Here is a 13,981-nt window from a genome sequence, read left to right on the forward strand (position 1 = left end):
ATCAAGGTGACGCTCGAAGCGATCGCAAATGGTCATCCAAACTCCCACCTCGACGAACTACTGCCCTGGAACTTCAAACCAGCGTAAACCTGAAACGCGCGTGACCCATACGCACCGCTTACTCTGGTGGGCGCGAAACGCGCGGTGAACCCGGGGGCGCATGTCGGTCAAGGCCGGTGGCCGGGTGAAATCGGTTAAATCTTGATCCTCAGCGTTCACGCCCGCGATGAAGGGCACCCGCAGGCTAGCGGCAAGGATGGCCGAAAGGGTCAGGTACAATAACTCGGTGGTCATCTAATTATCCCTCCAGCTTAATGGGTTGGCCAGTTTCCAGCCATGATTTGAGCGACGCGACATGGCGCGCCCAACCTTCCTTTACGCCGCTATGGGCGTTGGGGATGTCGTAGTGCTCGCAAGTCAGTTTGCAGTGGTCGCCTTCGACGTCGATCAGGAACACGACGCGGCTGGGCGTGTTGTCGCCATCGCCAAAATTGGGTTCAAATGTCATCTCGATCCGGGTCTTCGGCTCCAGCGACAGCGTGGTTTGCGTGAGCATCGTCGAGCCGTCCTTGCGGAGCATTTTCATGGGCTTGCCGACCTCGGCATCGCCTTCGGCCGCGTCACACGAGAAGTGATATTGGGCCACTTGATCGGCTTGGGTCAGGGCATCCCACAGGGTGTCTTGGGTCGTGCGAATAACGGTTTGGTGGATGAAATCGGGTTTGGATGTCACGTCGAGCATGTCGGTTCCTTCAAGATGGTGTTTCAGGTCAAGCAGCCCCCGGGCGGTGGGCTTGGCGATTAGGGGCTCGATCCAGCGGTCGATAACCTCCTGTAGGGGCACCGCGTTCAGGTAGTGATACTTGAACCGCCCCTTCTTGGTGGAGACGACGAGGCCGGATTCCTCCAGCACTTTCAAATGCTTCATGACGCCGAACCGGGTCATCTCTAACCGCTCTTCGAGCTGGGTCAGGGATTGGCCGTCCTCGTTGCGCAGGTGATCGAGGATCGCGCGGCGGGTCGGGTCATTCAGGGCTTTGAAGATCGTATCCATGGAAATAACAATAGGTGATTCTTTAGTCACGTGTCAATAAGGTTACGTGACGGAGGGGCCACAAATAAAACCGCCCCCACAATTGTGAGGGCGGCATTTATCACAAAGCGACTTGTTTTCAGATGGATAGGCTATCCGAGTTCAGCGAGGCGCGCGACAGCGTCCTTCATCTTTGCGATCTCTTCGGTCAGTTCAGCCTGGCGAGTGCGGTTTTCCGCGACGACGTCTTCGGGGGCGCTCGAGATGAACTTTGGATTATTCAGGCGGCCGGTGAGGCCGTTCAGTTCCTTTTCCAGTTTGCCCAGGGATTTGGTGAGGCGGGCGGTTTCTTCGCCGGCGTCGATGATGCCTTCGAGGGGCAGGCCGAACGTCGCACCCGCGGATGCGACGGCGGCGCAGCCCTTGGGCATGGTGTCGACCATGGAGAGGCTTTCGATACGGGCGAGGCGTTTGATGAGGGTCTCGTTATTGCCCCACGCCGCTTGCGCTGCGTTGTCCATCTGGGTGGCCACGAGCGGAATATGTGTCCCCGCGGGGACATGCATTTGCTGGCGGGCGGAGCGGATCCCCTCAATCAGGTTGATCACCCAATTCATTTCGCGATCAGAATTTTCATCAAGTAAATCAATGGCTTGGTAGGTAGGCCAGTCGCTGATGGCCAGCATCTTGTCGGCCTTGGCCAGGGTCCCCCACAGCTCTTCGGTGATGAAGGGCATCATGGGATGCAGCAGGATCATGCACTGTTCCAGGACCCAGCGCATGGTCTGTCTGGTCTCCTCCTGGGCGGGGTGATCTTCGAGCAGGATGGGCTTGGAGAATTCGACGTACCAGTCGCAGACCTTGCCCCAAACAAAGGCGTAAAGGGCGTTTGCGGCATCGTTGAAGCGGTAGGTTTCGAGGGCCGCATCGACGGTTTCGCGGACCCGCGCGACCTCCCCAATAATCCATTTGTTCAGGGTGTTTTGGGCATGCACATCCGATGCACAATCTATGCACAAACCATGCGCATCGAAGACACCGTTCATCTCCGCAAAGCGGCAGGCATTCCACAGCTTGGTGGTGAAGTTGCGGTAGCCCTTGATCCGGTCGGTGGAGAGTTTCAGCACCCCACCGATGGAGGCCATGGCGGCATTATTGAACCGCAGCGCGTCGGCGCCGAACTCATCGATGATTTCCAGCGGGTCGACGACGTTGCCCAGGACCTTGGACATCTTCACGCCCTTGGCGTCGCGGACAAGCTGGTGGAGGTAGACGTCGTGGAAGGGTTTTTCACCCACGACGGCGAGTTGCATCATCATCATCCGGGCGACCCAGAAGAACAGAATGTCAGAGCCGGTGATCAGGACGGAGGTCGGGTGGTAGCGGCGTATGTCCTCCCACTCCTTCCCCGGCCAGCCAAGGGTGCCGATGGGCCAGAGGCCGGAGGAGAACCACGTGTCGAGGACGTCGGGGTCGCGTGTAAGCTGTACCCACTTATCAGTGGCGTAAAACTTGTTCTTATCGGGATCGTATAATGGATGGCCGCCTTTTCCGAACCGATAGACTGATTGGCCATCAATCAATTGTTGATCGGGATCGATACCATCAAAGTAAAATCCAACCGCGGTCTCATCGTCATAATACGCTTTCGCCTTCTCCAGCGCCTCGTGCTCGTTAGCTGCGACGAAGTACATTGGGTTTCGGGAAGTGTGAACTGTCCGGCTTTCATTATCGCCAAGGCTGGCAAGCTCTTCTTTCCGGGGACCAGACCAAGCCGGTATGCGGTGACCCCACCAGAGTTGGCGGGAGATGCACCAGGGCTCGATATTGTCGAGCCAGTGGTAGTAGGTTTTCTCGCCTGACTCCGGGATGATCTTGGTCTCGCCATTGCGGACGGCGTCGAGGGCGGGGCCCACGATCTTTTCGGCATCGACGAACCATTGGTCGGTGAGCATGGGTTCGATCACGACCTTGGAGCGATCGCCGAAGGGCTGCATGATTTTCTTATTCTCGACTAGGGGGACCCGGACCTGCGCCTCGCCCCCCTCATCATCTGTGATGGTCTTTTCGACCGTGACGGCGAGGCCTTCGGCGTTGATGTCAGCCACGATCTTGTCGCGGGCGTCGTAGCGGTCGAGGCCGCGATAGTCCTCCGGCACCAGATTGATCTCGGTCGCGTCTTTTGGAGCCTCGATTTCGCCGCGGGTGATTTTGCCCGCTTTGGCGGCGGCCTCGGCATAGGGCAGGCCGTCGGTGCGCATCTGGGCCTTCGTGTCCATGAGCGCGTAGAGCGGGATGCCATTGCGCTGGGCGACGCCGTAATCGTTGAAATCATGGGCTCCTGTGATCTTGACCGCGCCGGAGCCAAAGTCTGGGTCCGGGTAGTCATCGGTGATGATCGGGATCAAGCGGCGGTGTTCCTTGGGCCCGACCGGGATTTCGCAGAGCTTGCCCACGATCGGGGCGTAGCGCTCGTCGGAGGGGTGGACGGCGACCGCGCCGTCGCCCAGCATGGTTTCGGGCCGGGTCGTGGCGATGGAAATGTAGTCGCGCGTTTCGCGCAGGGTGACAGTGCCGTCTTCGTCTTTCTCCACATATTCATAGGTTTCGCCGCCGGCGAGCGGGTATTTGAAGTGCCACATATGACCGTCGACTTCGGTGTTTTCGACTTCGAGGTCGCTGATGGCGGTTTCGAAATGGGGGTCCCAGTTGACCAGGCGCTTGCCGCGGTAGATCAACCCGTCTTCGTACATCTTGCAGAAGACCTTGATGACGGCGTCGTGGAAGTTGGGGCCTGCGCGGTCGGCCTCGGGCTGACCTTCGGCACCGTTCATGGTGAAGGCGAGGCGGGACCAGTCCATGGAGGCGCCCAGGCGCTTGTCCTGTTCTACGATGGTGCCGCCGGACATGGCTTTCCATTCCCAGACCTTGGACAGGAATTTGTCGCGGCCCATTTCACGACGGGATTCGTTGCCTTGCTCAGCCAGTTGGCGTTCGACGACAAGCTGCGTGGCGATGCCCGCATGGTCGAGCCCCGGTTGCCAGAGCGTGTCATAACCCTGCATCCGTTTCCAGCGCGTCAGGATGTCCATCAGCGTGTGGTTGAAGGCGTGGCCCGCATGGAGAAACCCGGTGACATTGGGCGGCGGGAGCATGATCGAGAACGTCTCGTCCCGGCGTTTGTTGGCACCTGCCTTGAAGCAGCCCGCCTGTTCCCAGGCTGCGGTCAGGCGGGGTTCAGCCTCGGCGGCGTTGAAGGTCTTTTCCATGGGCATGGGATGCGCTCCTGTCGATTGGGCGACGGGATAGCGGCTTCGCGCGGGGAGGGGAAGGGTTGGGGGTGTTTGCGTCACGCCATTAGGGGCCAGCCGCCGCGGCGTCTGGCTGCTGCCTTGGGATATCTGGACGCGCTGATCCTGGGGATTTCTGGGTTTGAATGGACCGTGGCGGCGACGGATTTTCTGGCCAATACCTCGGCCACCCATATCAGCCGCGAACTGCCCGGGTTGGAGGAGGGTGATCAGGTCTGGATCGACGGTGATGACCCCAACCGGTTGTGGGTCAATTGAGCCGGATCATCGCCGGGTGACTACATTCGTGTCTTCACCGCGCGCTGTGCTGCGGCAATGATGTAGGATGCGCGATCAGTTGGGCCGCGCGGGGCCTGACGCTGCGGATGTCCGTGGGGCATATCACGTTCGGGCCTTTTCATTTCGGATCGCAAGACTAGTGTCCGCTCGTAACACTTCAGATCCGGGAGCGGCGCGATGCAGAAATTTGGGGAAAGTCAGACGATCAAGCGGGTCGAAGACAGCCGGTTTCTGACCGGGACGGGCGCCTATGTGGATGACCTTGCTCCGGCGCATGCCTTGCATGCTGTCTTCTTTCGCTCTCCGGTCGCCCATGCCGAGATAACGGGGTTGGATGTCTCTGCTGCACGGGACGTGCCGGGTGTCGCCCTGGTCTTGACGGCGGAGGACCTGGAGGCGGCCGGTGTCGTGTCGGACATTCCGGCGGCGATCATGCGCAATTTGGATGGGTCGCGCGGCGTGGCGACCAAACGGCCCTTTTTGGCCAGCGGGCGCGTGCGGTTCGTAGGGCAGCCCATCGCGATGGTCGTGGCCGAGACGGCGAATGCGGCCAAGGAAGCGGCCGAGCTGATCGAGTTCGACTATGAGGAGTTAGACGCGTCTTTGAATGTTGCACCGGGGGGGCCGGCCATCTACGAGGCCGCACCGGATAATGTGGCCTTTGACTGGGGTCTTGGCGATGCGGACGCAACCGATGCCGCGCTGGCGGCGTCAGCCCACCGGGTCAAGCTGGACGTGGCGGATAACAGGATCATCGTGAATTCGATGGAGCCGCGGGGCGCCTTTGCCGAATGGACCGAAGATGGCCGCGTACACCTATGTTACGGCGGGCAGGGCGTTTGGGGCATGAAGGATCGGCTGTCCAAGGCGCTAAAGATCAAGCCAGATCAGGTGCGGGTCACCACGCCTGACGTCGGCGGTGGTTTCGGGATGAAGGGCTTTACCTATCCCGAATACTACATGGTCGCGATTGCGGCGCGGGAGGTTGGCAAACCCGTGCGTTGGTTCGCCGAACGGACCGAGGCGATGCTGAGCGACAATGCCGGGCGTGATCTGACGTCGTTGGCGGAGATTGGTTTCGATGAAAATCTGAAAATCACCGCCTACCGCGTTGATAGCATGTGCAATTTGGGAGCGTATAATTCCGAATTTGCCCAGGCGATCCAGACGGATCTGTTCGCCAAGGTTTATGCGGGCACCTACGATATTCAGACGGCGTATCTGTCTGTTAAAGGCATTTTCACGAACACCACGCAAGTTGATGCCTATCGCGGGGCCGGTCGTCCCGAGGCGATCTATGTGCTGGAGCGGGTGATGGATTATGCGGCGCGGGAGTTGGGGGTGGACCCCTGGGAGTTGCGGCGCCGCAACTTCATCAAACCCGACGCATTCCCATACGAGACTGTCGTGGGCGAGGTGTATGACGTGGGTGAGTTCGACCGCGTGATGACCCGTGCTGCTGATGCCGCCGATGTCGACGGGTTCGCTGCCCGCAAGGCCGACAGTGCGGTGGCAGGCAAATTGCGCGGGCTGGGCGTGTGCTACTACATCGAATCGATCCTGGGTGACCCGACCGAGGGCGCGGCGATTGAGTTCAACGATGATGGCACGGTTAACCTTTATGTCGGCACCCAATCCAACGGGCAGGGGCATGAAACGGTCTATGCCCAGTTCCTGGCCGACCAGAGCGGTCTGCCGATGGACGCCATTCGAATCGTTCAGGGCGACAGTGATCGGATCAAATCTGGTGGGGGGACGGGTGGGTCCCGGTCCGTGACCGTCCAGTCGACGGCAACACTTGCCACGATTGATACGATGATCACCACATTGACGCCATATGTCGCCGCCAAACTGGATGTTCCGGAGGATACGGTGACATTTGACGACGGACATTTTCGCTCGGAACACAGCAATCAGACGCCAGACCTGATGGAGGTCGCGGCTATGGCGCGCAATGACGCACGGCCAGAACTGCTGCGCCATGACGGCAAGGCGACGCTGCCTGGCAGATCCTATCCCAATGGCTGCCACATCGCCGAGATGGAGATTGACCCTGATACCGGCACTGTCGAAGTGGCCAAATACACGGTTACTGACGATTTCGGCAACTTGATTCACCCCATGCTCGCAGAGGGCCAGGTCCATGGCGGGGTCGCCCAGGGGATCGGTCAAGCCTTGACCGAACACGTTGTGTTTGACGAAAGCGGTCAACTTCTCACCGCAACGTTTATGGACTACGGCATGCCGCGTGCGGACAATGTTCCCATGATTGCATTTTACACGGAAACCATTCCTTCGAAGAACAACCCCATGGGCATGAAAGGATGCGGCGAGGCGGGCACCGTTGGTGCGCTCGCAGCTGTTGCGAATGGTGTTCTGGATGCGGTTTGGGAGACCGGGTTGCGCCAGGTCGACATGCCTTTCACCCCTCACAGGATGTGGCAGATGCTGCACCAGACACCCCTTGCGGCCGAGTAGGCGCATAGCCGCCTGGCAGCGGTTGCGGCAACGTAATCGCATGCGGGTCTCTGGCCGTTTGACGGCGCGGCCACAGCGACGTCCTCGCGATTTGATCGTGATTTTGGACGGGACCATGTCAACGCTTGTTCCGGGGCGCGAGACCAATGCGGGCATGACCTATCAACTGCTGACGGAACAGGGGCCGCGGGCAGACCGCGCCGTGTTCTATGAGGCGGGTGTGCAGTGGGAAGATTGGCGCGGCATGGGTGATGTCATGTATGGTCGCGGGATCAATCGCCAGATCGAACGTGCCTATGGCTTTCTCTCTTCCACTTATAAACCAGGCGACCGCATCTATCTGTTCGGCTTCTCGCGCGGCGCCTTTGCGGTGCGATCACTGGCGGGTGTGATCGACAAGGTGGGTTTGATTACCGGCCCCTGCGCCACCCATCGCAAGGTCGCGGAGGCTTATCGCCATTATCGCTGTTCTCCCGATAGCGACGCAGCCCAGGCGTTTCGCCGAAATTACTGCATGACGGATGTCACGATCAAGATGATCGGGGTCTGGGATACGGTGAAATCGCTTGGTATCCGCGCGCCCGTGCTCTGGCGATTCTCCCAGCCTGCCCATGAATTTCACAACCATCACCTGAGCAGCGTGGTCGAACACGGTTACCACGCCCTTGCCCTTGACGAGACCCGCATGGCCTTCAAGCCTGAACTTTGGGATGCGCCCGAAGGGTGGGAAGGCAAGGTGGAGCAGATGTGGTTCGCCGGGACCCATGGCGATGTCGGCGGACAGATCCAAGGGTATCAGCCCGCCCGCAATCTGGCCAATATCCCGTTGGTCTGGATGCTGGACAAAGCGCATGGCTGCGGTCTGACATTGCCTGAAGGCTGGAAAGATCGTTATCCAACCGATCCGCTGGCGCCGTCGGTCGGCCTGAGCCAGGGCTGGGCCAAGCTGTTTCTGGCGCGTGCCCGCCGTATTGTGGGCCGGTACCCTTCGGAGCAGATCCACCCCATGGCCATGTTACGGGACCGTTTGCGTGCCAGGATCCCCGACACCGTTTTGTTGCCATCGGTGACATCCGAGGATGATCTGGATCCCAACGCGGTATCGCCATCCTGACCCGTGATAGATCGGGTCGTTTTCCTTGCGAAATCAAATCGATAAGGCGCGCCATTCTCGCTTGCAGATCTCAGGTGCCCACCCGTATCCTGTCTGAAATATCTTCGTGACGGACCTTAGCCATGAGCACCACGGAACATCTGCGCACGCAATTCTTGACGGATTGGACGGCGGCGACCACCCATGATTTTTGCCGGGATCTGGCCGATGGCACCCTTTCAACCGATGTCATGGCCGCTTATCTGATCCAGGATTACAAATTTCTGGATCAGTTCGTGCGCTTGCTGGCCAGCGCCATCGCCCATGTCCCGACCTTGAAAGATGGTATACCAGCGGCGCAGTTTCTGGCGGTCGTGACGGGTCCGGAAAACACTTACTTCCAGCGGTCATTCGAGGCTTTGGGTGTGCCCAATGATGGCCAAGATGTGCCGGCGCGGCCGGCCACAATTGCCTTTCAGGATCTCATGCAGACGGCGCGTCTGTCGCAAAGCTATCCTCGCATGCTGGCTGTTCTGGTGGTGGCGGAATGGTCTTATCTGTCCTGGGCGGAGCAATTTACCGACTATGATCCCAATTTGCCGTTCTGGTTCGCCGAATGGATCGATCTGCACACGGGGACAGGGTTCGAGCAGGTCGTTGGATATCTTCGCGACCAGCTTGATACGATCTGGACGTGCTTGGATGACGCCGAAAAAGCGGAGGTCACGGAGATATTTGGCAAAGCGGTGCGATGCGAGCGTGACTTCTTTGATGAGGCTTATTCCACAACGGCGATTTGATCGGCCTTGAGACGAAAGTCAGCCCGCCATGATCATGCAGGTTGTTGATCCGGTGGCATAAAGCTTGCCATCATCCGCGCCGCGCAACTCGCCCGTTGCGACGCCGGTGGATCGACCGGCATGGGAGACGACCCCTTCGCACAGGATTTCCGTCCCGATGGGCAAGCCGCGGGTGATGTTCACCTTGTATTCGAGTGTGGTGTAGACCGAGCCCTTGGGCACCGTCGTCATCACGGCACAGGCCATGGCGGAGTCGAGTAACGTGCCATACCAGCCGCCATGGACCGTCCCCATCGGATTGGTATGGTCAAAGCTGGGCGTGCCGCGAAAGATCACGCGACCCGGCTCAACCTGATCCACCCGGTATTCAAGGACCCGACCGATCGGAGGCGCTGGCAAGGTGCCGTCACGAATACCTTCCATGAAGGCGAGGCCGGACATTGACAGTAGCGTGTCGCGGTCGACGAGTTCGGTTGGCGCGGTGGCGTAAAGCGGCTTTGACATGTCGCCGTTTTAGCAGCCCCGCGCGCGGCGTCCATGGGTTAGGCGACGGCGGCCAGAGGTGTATCCGCCCGCAGACCCAGCGCCTGGCAAATATCGCGTGTCAGACTGGGCCGGTTGAGTGTGTAGAAATGAAGGTGTTCAACACCCTCGCTGAGCAGATCCGAGCAAAGTTCCGTCGCCTGGGCTACGGAAAGCAGTTCAACCCGATCATCGCGGATTGCGGTTTGGAAGGCCTGGTCGAGGCTGACTGGGATCTTTGCGCCGCAGCGCTTGGCAAAGGCGCGCGCGCGGGTCCAATTCTCAATCGGCAGGATACCCGGCAAGATCGGTGCGGTGATCCCCGCCTTGACCGCCGCATCGCGAAACCGAAAGAACGTGTCGGCCTCAAAGAAGAATTGAGTGATGGCCTCATGGGCGCCCGCATCGATCTTGGCCTTAAGCCAGTCCAGATCGGCGGTATCGCTGGCTGCTTCGGGGTGGATATCGGGGTAGGCTCCGACCCGAATAGTGAAATCACCCACGTCCCGCAGACCGCGGATCAAATCGCAGCTGTCGGTGAACCCGTCCGGATGGGCTGTGAATGTGTCTTGTCCAGCCGGGGGATCACCGCGTAGGGCCACGATTTGTGTGATGCCTGCTTTTGCATAGTCCGTTGCAACTGCCAGAGTTTCCTCCCGGCTGGCATCGACGCAGGTCAAATGCGCCGCAACGGCCAAGCCCGACGTGCTGTGAATGGCGTGGGCCGCTTCCTGCGTGAGCGTTCGGGTTGTGCCGCCCGCCCCATAGGTGACCGACACAAATTCAGGACCCAGGGGCGCCAAGGTTTGCACTGCATCATGGAGCCGAAAGCTGGCCTCGACCGATTTTGGAGGAAAAAATTCGAACGAGACGCTGGGAGCGGGCATGGCAGAGTCCTTTTTCGGGGTCGATTACATGTATGCCACAGGGTAGGATGTGAAGCAATTTCATAATTCTCAAGATGGTTATGAGGACCACATGCATATCGAGTTTCGACATCTGAAAAGCATCCGCGCGATCCACGAGGCTGGCGGTCTGGCGCGGGCTGCCGATATCTTGAACATTACCCAATCCGCCTTGTCCCACCAGATCAAGGGGCTGGAAGCGCAGACCGGGATCGAACTGTTTGTGCGCCGGTCAAAGCCCCTGAAATTGTCCGAAGCGGGGCTGCGGTTGCTGAAGGCGGCAAATCGGATCCTGCCGGAAGTACAGGCGCTGGAAGAAGAATTCAGCGGACTGCGGCAAGGTAAGTCAGGGCGGTTGCATATCGCGATTGAGTGTCATGCCTGTTTCGAATGGCTTTTTCCTGTGCTGGAGCAGTTTCGCAAAGCCTGGCCCGATGTCGATGTGGATATTCGCCCGGGCCTTGCCTTTGATGCCCTGCCTGCGTTGATGAAAGAAGAGGTCGATCTGGTCGTGTCCTCCGATCCGGAGAATTTGCCCGGTGTCACATTCACACCGCTTTTCGATTATGAGCCCGTCTTCGTGGCGTCCAGCCGCCATCCCTTGGCTGAGAAAGACCACGTGATGGCGGAGGATTTCCGTGGTGAGACCCTGATCACCTATCCGGTCGAGCGCAGCAGGTTGGATGTGTTCAGTCAGCTTCTGATGCCTGCGGGGGTTGAGCCGCGCAGCATTCGTCAGGTTGAACTGACCGCGGTGATCCTGCTGTTGGTCGCGTCGAATCGTGGCGTTTCGGTCCTGCCGGACTGGGTCGTGCGGGAGGTTCGCTACAGTTCGGACTATGTCACGCGGTCCCTGACTGCGGATGGGATTACCCGGCGGCTTTACGCGGCCACCCGGCAGGAGGACGTGGAAAAGCCCTACATGGCCCATGTTCTGGGATTGGCCCGGACCGAACCGGTCAAGCTGCAACGCGGCATGGTCGACGACCTGACGAAATGACCTCCTGTGAGGGTTTTGGGATCGGTTGGCGTGGTCCGTCCGGGCCGCAGGCGGTTGCGCCTGTGAAGTGCGCGGGGTACGCCCCCGCGTGACAAGAGGAGCCCCACCATGGTTGGAAGTGCCAATCTGAATTTGATGATCAAGGCGGCGCGGCGTGCCGGACGCAATTTGGCCAAGGATTTTCGGGAGGTCGAAAACCTGCAGGTCGGTCGCAAGGGGCCGGGCGATTTCGTGAGCCGCGCCGATCTGGCCTCGGAAAAGATCCTGAAGGAAGATTTGCGGGGCACGCGCCCCACCTATGGCTGGCTGGCTGAAGAAGGCGGCGCGGAGGAGGGCGAAGATCCGACCAGACGCTGGATCGTCGATCCGTTGGATGGCACAACCAATTACCTGCACGGAATGCCCCATTGGGCGGTCTCAATCGCCTTGGAGCACAAGAGCGAGGTTGTGGCCGGAGTGATCTTTGACCCCGCCAAGGATGAGTTGTTTTTCGCAGAGAAAGGCCAGGGTGCCTGGGTCAATGAAAGTCGTCTGCGGGTGTCGGGCCGGGTCGATATGATGGAGACGGTCTATGCCACCGGCATGCCGTTTGCGGGGCGGCCTGGCCTGCCACAGAGTCTTCAGGAGCATGCACGCCTTTTGCCCCAATGCGCAGGCGTCCGGCGCTGGGGGGCTGCGGCGCTTGACTTGGCCTATGTGGCGGCCGGTCGGTATGACGGGTTCTGGGAACGCGGGCTGAATGCCTGGGACCTGGCGGCGGGACTGGTGATCATCCGCGAAGCCGGTGGTTTGGTCGAACCGATTTCCCAGGATGGAAACATTCTGGAGGATGGCGCGGTGATTGCTGCATCGGGTGCCATGTTTGCGCCATTTTCTCGGGTCATTCGCACCGGTTGACGCCATTTTCCCGCCGCAATGTGATGGCACGCCACCTTTATGGATCTTGCGAAACACCATAAAGCGGCCTGCCAATTCTTTGAAGATGAGAGCGGCGCCGTGACCGTCGATTGGGTGATGCTGACGGCGGTTGCTATTGCATTGACGATTGCCGTGATGAGCGTGGTCACCGACGGTATCGTGCTGTTTTCGGACAAGCTGGGCGCGGCCCTGTCTGCCCTTGAGGTTGCCACTTACTGATCCCTGCGCTGTGCTGCTACCGACGTCGTCCGGCGCGCGGAATGCGGGTTCGCCGCCGGGGTACGCTGGGAATGCTGGATCGGGCATACTGAGCTTCGGGATGGGGCGGATGGCCTTCCGTGCGGCTCCAGAATGTCGGGCCACCAAGGCGGATCCAGGTGGGCAAAGCAAAGACCATACCAATCGCAAACCCACCGGCATGGGCCCAATAAGCAACGCCTGCGCCACCATCGCTGGACGCGCCGTTGAACAGTTGCAGCCCGAACCAGACGCCCAGCATGACCCATGCCGGCAAGGGGATGATGCGAAAGAAGATGATAAAGATGAACAGGACGTCCACACGCGCCTTTGGAAAAAGCAACAAGTAGCCCCCCATGACCCCGGCAATGGCACCGGATGCCCCGACCGTCGGCACCGTCGATGCGGGATCCGACAGGGTATGGGCGAATCCTGCGGCCACGCCGCTTGCCAGATAGAACAGCAGGAACCCGCCATGGCCCATCTCATCCTCAAGGTTGTCCCCGAAAATCCACAAAAACAGCATGTTGCCGATCAAGTGCATCCAACCGCCATGGAGAAACATGGAACTGACATAGCCGTGCAATTCAAACCGGGCCGGGATCAGCGCCCAGCTGTCATAGAACTGGTAGAGCGCCTGGGCGTTACTGAAGAGCGGCACGTAGCTGAGAAAGATACCCACATTTGCCGCGATCAGCATGTATGTGACATAGGCGGTACGGGTTGACGGGTTGTGATCACGCAACGGGAACATGCCGCAACGCTGCCTCACCGGTTTAGGGTGGTCAAGGCGCGTTGCCTCACCCGTGACTTGACCGGGCCTGCGAATGACGCATGCTGCCGCGATGTTGCGCGTTGTCGTTTTATTGTTGCTTTTGGTGATCAGCCCGGGTGTTGCGCTGGCCCAAGCCTGCCCGCCGGTCGTCGTGGATCAAGATCGCAAGGCCGATCTGATGGCACAATTGCGCATGGCGCCGGATGAGATGACGGCCCGGGCGATCAATGATCAGCTGTGGGAGATCTGGGCCGCGGCCCCCACGCCCCACGCCCAGGATTTGCTGGATGAGGGGCTGCAGCGGCGCAGCACGTTTGATCTGGATGCGGCGATGATCGCGTTCGAGGCGCTTATCGTCGAATGCCCGGGCTATGCCGAAGGATACAACCAGCGCGCTTTCATCTTTTTCATTCGGCAGGATTATGGGCCAGCCCTTGTCGATCTGGAAAAAGCCCTGGATCTGGTGCCGGATCACATCGGCGCCTTATCCGGACGGGCATTGACGCTGATGGGGCTTGGCCGCAATGACGAGGCGCAACAGGTTTTGCGTGATGCACTGGCCCTGAACCCTTGGCTGCCCGAACGCCGGTTCCTGGTCGAACCGGACGGGGACGACATTTAGGGGGACTG

At 59.8% G+C, this 13,981-nt stretch carries 14 protein-coding genes; 8 read left to right on the forward strand and 6 right to left on the reverse strand.

Annotated elements, in window-relative coordinates; genetic code table 11:
• Window positions 1-57 precede the first annotated feature (57 nt).
• From IU397_RS13825 to IU397_RS13835, 3 genes are all read right to left on the reverse strand, one after another.
• Entirely contained in the window at window positions 58-294 is a 237-nt protein-coding gene (locus IU397_RS13825; RefSeq protein WP_204414632.1) for a hypothetical protein, read from the reverse strand.
• 4 nt (window positions 295-298) lie between these two features.
• Complete coding sequence (locus IU397_RS13830; protein WP_204414639.1) at window positions 299-1,054, reverse strand: metalloregulator ArsR/SmtB family transcription factor; 756 nt, start codon at window positions 1,052-1,054, stop codon at window positions 299-301.
• Between the two features lie 131 nt (window positions 1,055-1,185).
• Window positions 1,186-4,308, reverse strand: coding sequence for a valine--tRNA ligase (locus tag IU397_RS13835; protein ID WP_204414649.1), 3,123 nt, complete (start codon window positions 4,306-4,308; stop codon window positions 1,186-1,188).
• Between the two features lie 117 nt (window positions 4,309-4,425).
• Here IU397_RS13835 and IU397_RS13840 point away from each other — a divergent pair, with 117 nt between their 5' ends.
• The 4 genes from IU397_RS13840 to IU397_RS13855 all read left to right on the forward strand — a co-directional run bounded on the left by IU397_RS13840 (window position 4,426) and on the right by IU397_RS13855 (window position 8,994).
• Window positions 4,426-4,602: a hypothetical protein gene (locus tag IU397_RS13840; protein WP_204414650.1), complete on the forward strand. Its 177-nt coding sequence runs from the start codon at window positions 4,426-4,428 to the stop codon at window positions 4,600-4,602.
• Between the two features lie 198 nt (window positions 4,603-4,800).
• A complete protein-coding gene (locus IU397_RS13845) occupies window positions 4,801-7,101 on the forward strand; it encodes a xanthine dehydrogenase family protein molybdopterin-binding subunit (RefSeq protein WP_204414651.1) in 2,301 nt (766 codons plus the stop codon).
• Between the two features lie 40 nt (window positions 7,102-7,141).
• Window positions 7,142-8,215 carry a DUF2235 domain-containing protein gene (locus tag IU397_RS13850; RefSeq protein ID WP_204414652.1) on the forward strand — a complete coding sequence of 358 codons (1,074 nt, stop codon included), beginning with the start codon at window positions 7,142-7,144 and terminating at the stop codon, window positions 8,213-8,215.
• 122 nt (window positions 8,216-8,337) lie between these two features.
• Window positions 8,338-8,994, forward strand: a complete 657-nt coding sequence (locus IU397_RS13855) for a TenA family protein (RefSeq protein WP_204414653.1) — start codon at window positions 8,338-8,340, stop codon at window positions 8,992-8,994.
• Between the two features lie 18 nt (window positions 8,995-9,012).
• Here the strand turns inward: IU397_RS13855 and IU397_RS13860 are convergent, their stop codons facing one another.
• The gene (locus IU397_RS13860) at window positions 9,013-9,498 is read right to left on the reverse strand and encodes a PaaI family thioesterase (RefSeq protein ID WP_204414654.1); all 486 of its coding nucleotides are present in this window, start codon (window positions 9,496-9,498) and stop codon (window positions 9,013-9,015) included.
• A 38-nt stretch (window positions 9,499-9,536) separates the two neighbouring features.
• The gene (metF, locus tag IU397_RS13865) at window positions 9,537-10,403 is read right to left on the reverse strand and encodes a methylenetetrahydrofolate reductase [NAD(P)H] (RefSeq protein WP_204414655.1); all 867 of its coding nucleotides are present in this window, start codon (window positions 10,401-10,403) and stop codon (window positions 9,537-9,539) included.
• A 91-nt stretch (window positions 10,404-10,494) separates the two neighbouring features.
• On the opposite strand from metF, the gene IU397_RS13870 reads away from it, so the two are divergent.
• The 3 genes from IU397_RS13870 (at window position 10,495) to IU397_RS13880 (ending at window position 12,558) form a co-directional block, all read left to right on the forward strand.
• Window positions 10,495-11,421, forward strand: coding sequence for a LysR family transcriptional regulator (locus IU397_RS13870; protein WP_204414657.1), 927 nt, complete (start codon window positions 10,495-10,497; stop codon window positions 11,419-11,421).
• A 108-nt stretch (window positions 11,422-11,529) separates the two neighbouring features.
• Entirely contained in the window at window positions 11,530-12,318 is a 789-nt protein-coding gene (locus IU397_RS13875; RefSeq protein WP_204414659.1) for an inositol monophosphatase family protein, read from the forward strand.
• 39 nt (window positions 12,319-12,357) lie between these two features.
• Window positions 12,358-12,558 (forward strand): hypothetical protein, encoded by a 201-nt coding sequence (locus IU397_RS13880; RefSeq protein WP_204414661.1) that lies wholly within the window; start codon window positions 12,358-12,360, stop codon window positions 12,556-12,558.
• Between the two features lie 16 nt (window positions 12,559-12,574).
• On the opposite strand, the gene IU397_RS13885 is transcribed toward IU397_RS13880, so the two are convergent.
• Complete coding sequence (locus IU397_RS13885) at window positions 12,575-13,330, reverse strand: rhomboid family intramembrane serine protease (protein ID WP_204414663.1); 756 nt, start codon at window positions 13,328-13,330, stop codon at window positions 12,575-12,577.
• 73 nt (window positions 13,331-13,403) lie between these two features.
• Between IU397_RS13885 and IU397_RS13890 the strand changes: the two genes are divergently transcribed.
• A complete protein-coding gene (locus tag IU397_RS13890; RefSeq protein WP_239479808.1) occupies window positions 13,404-13,973 on the forward strand; it encodes a tetratricopeptide repeat protein in 570 nt (189 codons plus the stop codon).
• The last annotated feature ends 8 nt before the right edge of the window (window positions 13,974-13,981 follow it).

The sequence above is a fragment of the Actibacterium sp. 188UL27-1 genome (genome assembly GCF_016901225.1).
Classification (GTDB): Bacteria; Pseudomonadota; Alphaproteobacteria; order Rhodobacterales; family Rhodobacteraceae; genus 188UL27-1.

Excerpts from the sequence above, each read along its gene's own strand:
- IU397_RS13825 (WP_204414632.1), bottom strand. The coding sequence starts at position 294 with ATGACCACCGAGTTATTGTACCTGACCCTTTCGGCCATCCTTGCCGCT.
- IU397_RS13830 (WP_204414639.1), bottom strand. The coding sequence starts at position 1,054 with ATGGATACGATCTTCAAAGCCCTGAATGACCCGACCCGCCGCGCGATC.
- IU397_RS13835 (WP_204414649.1), bottom strand. The coding sequence starts at position 4,308 with ATGCCCATGGAAAAGACCTTCAACGCCGCCGAGGCTGAACCCCGCCTG.
- IU397_RS13845 (WP_204414651.1), top strand. The coding sequence starts at position 4,801 with ATGCAGAAATTTGGGGAAAGTCAGACGATCAAGCGGGTCGAAGACAGC.
- IU397_RS13850 (WP_204414652.1), top strand. The coding sequence starts at position 7,142 with ATGCGGGTCTCTGGCCGTTTGACGGCGCGGCCACAGCGACGTCCTCGC.
- IU397_RS13855 (WP_204414653.1), top strand. The coding sequence starts at position 8,338 with ATGAGCACCACGGAACATCTGCGCACGCAATTCTTGACGGATTGGACG.
- IU397_RS13860 (WP_204414654.1), bottom strand. The coding sequence starts at position 9,498 with ATGTCAAAGCCGCTTTACGCCACCGCGCCAACCGAACTCGTCGACCGC.
- metF (WP_204414655.1), bottom strand. The coding sequence starts at position 10,403 with ATGCCCGCTCCCAGCGTCTCGTTCGAATTTTTTCCTCCAAAATCGGTC.
- IU397_RS13870 (WP_204414657.1), top strand. The coding sequence starts at position 10,495 with ATGCATATCGAGTTTCGACATCTGAAAAGCATCCGCGCGATCCACGAG.
- IU397_RS13875 (WP_204414659.1), top strand. The coding sequence starts at position 11,530 with ATGGTTGGAAGTGCCAATCTGAATTTGATGATCAAGGCGGCGCGGCGT.
- IU397_RS13880 (WP_204414661.1), top strand. The coding sequence starts at position 12,358 with ATGGATCTTGCGAAACACCATAAAGCGGCCTGCCAATTCTTTGAAGAT.
- IU397_RS13885 (WP_204414663.1), bottom strand. The coding sequence starts at position 13,330 with ATGTTCCCGTTGCGTGATCACAACCCGTCAACCCGTACCGCCTATGTC.
- IU397_RS13890 (WP_239479808.1), top strand. The coding sequence starts at position 13,404 with ATGACGCATGCTGCCGCGATGTTGCGCGTTGTCGTTTTATTGTTGCTT.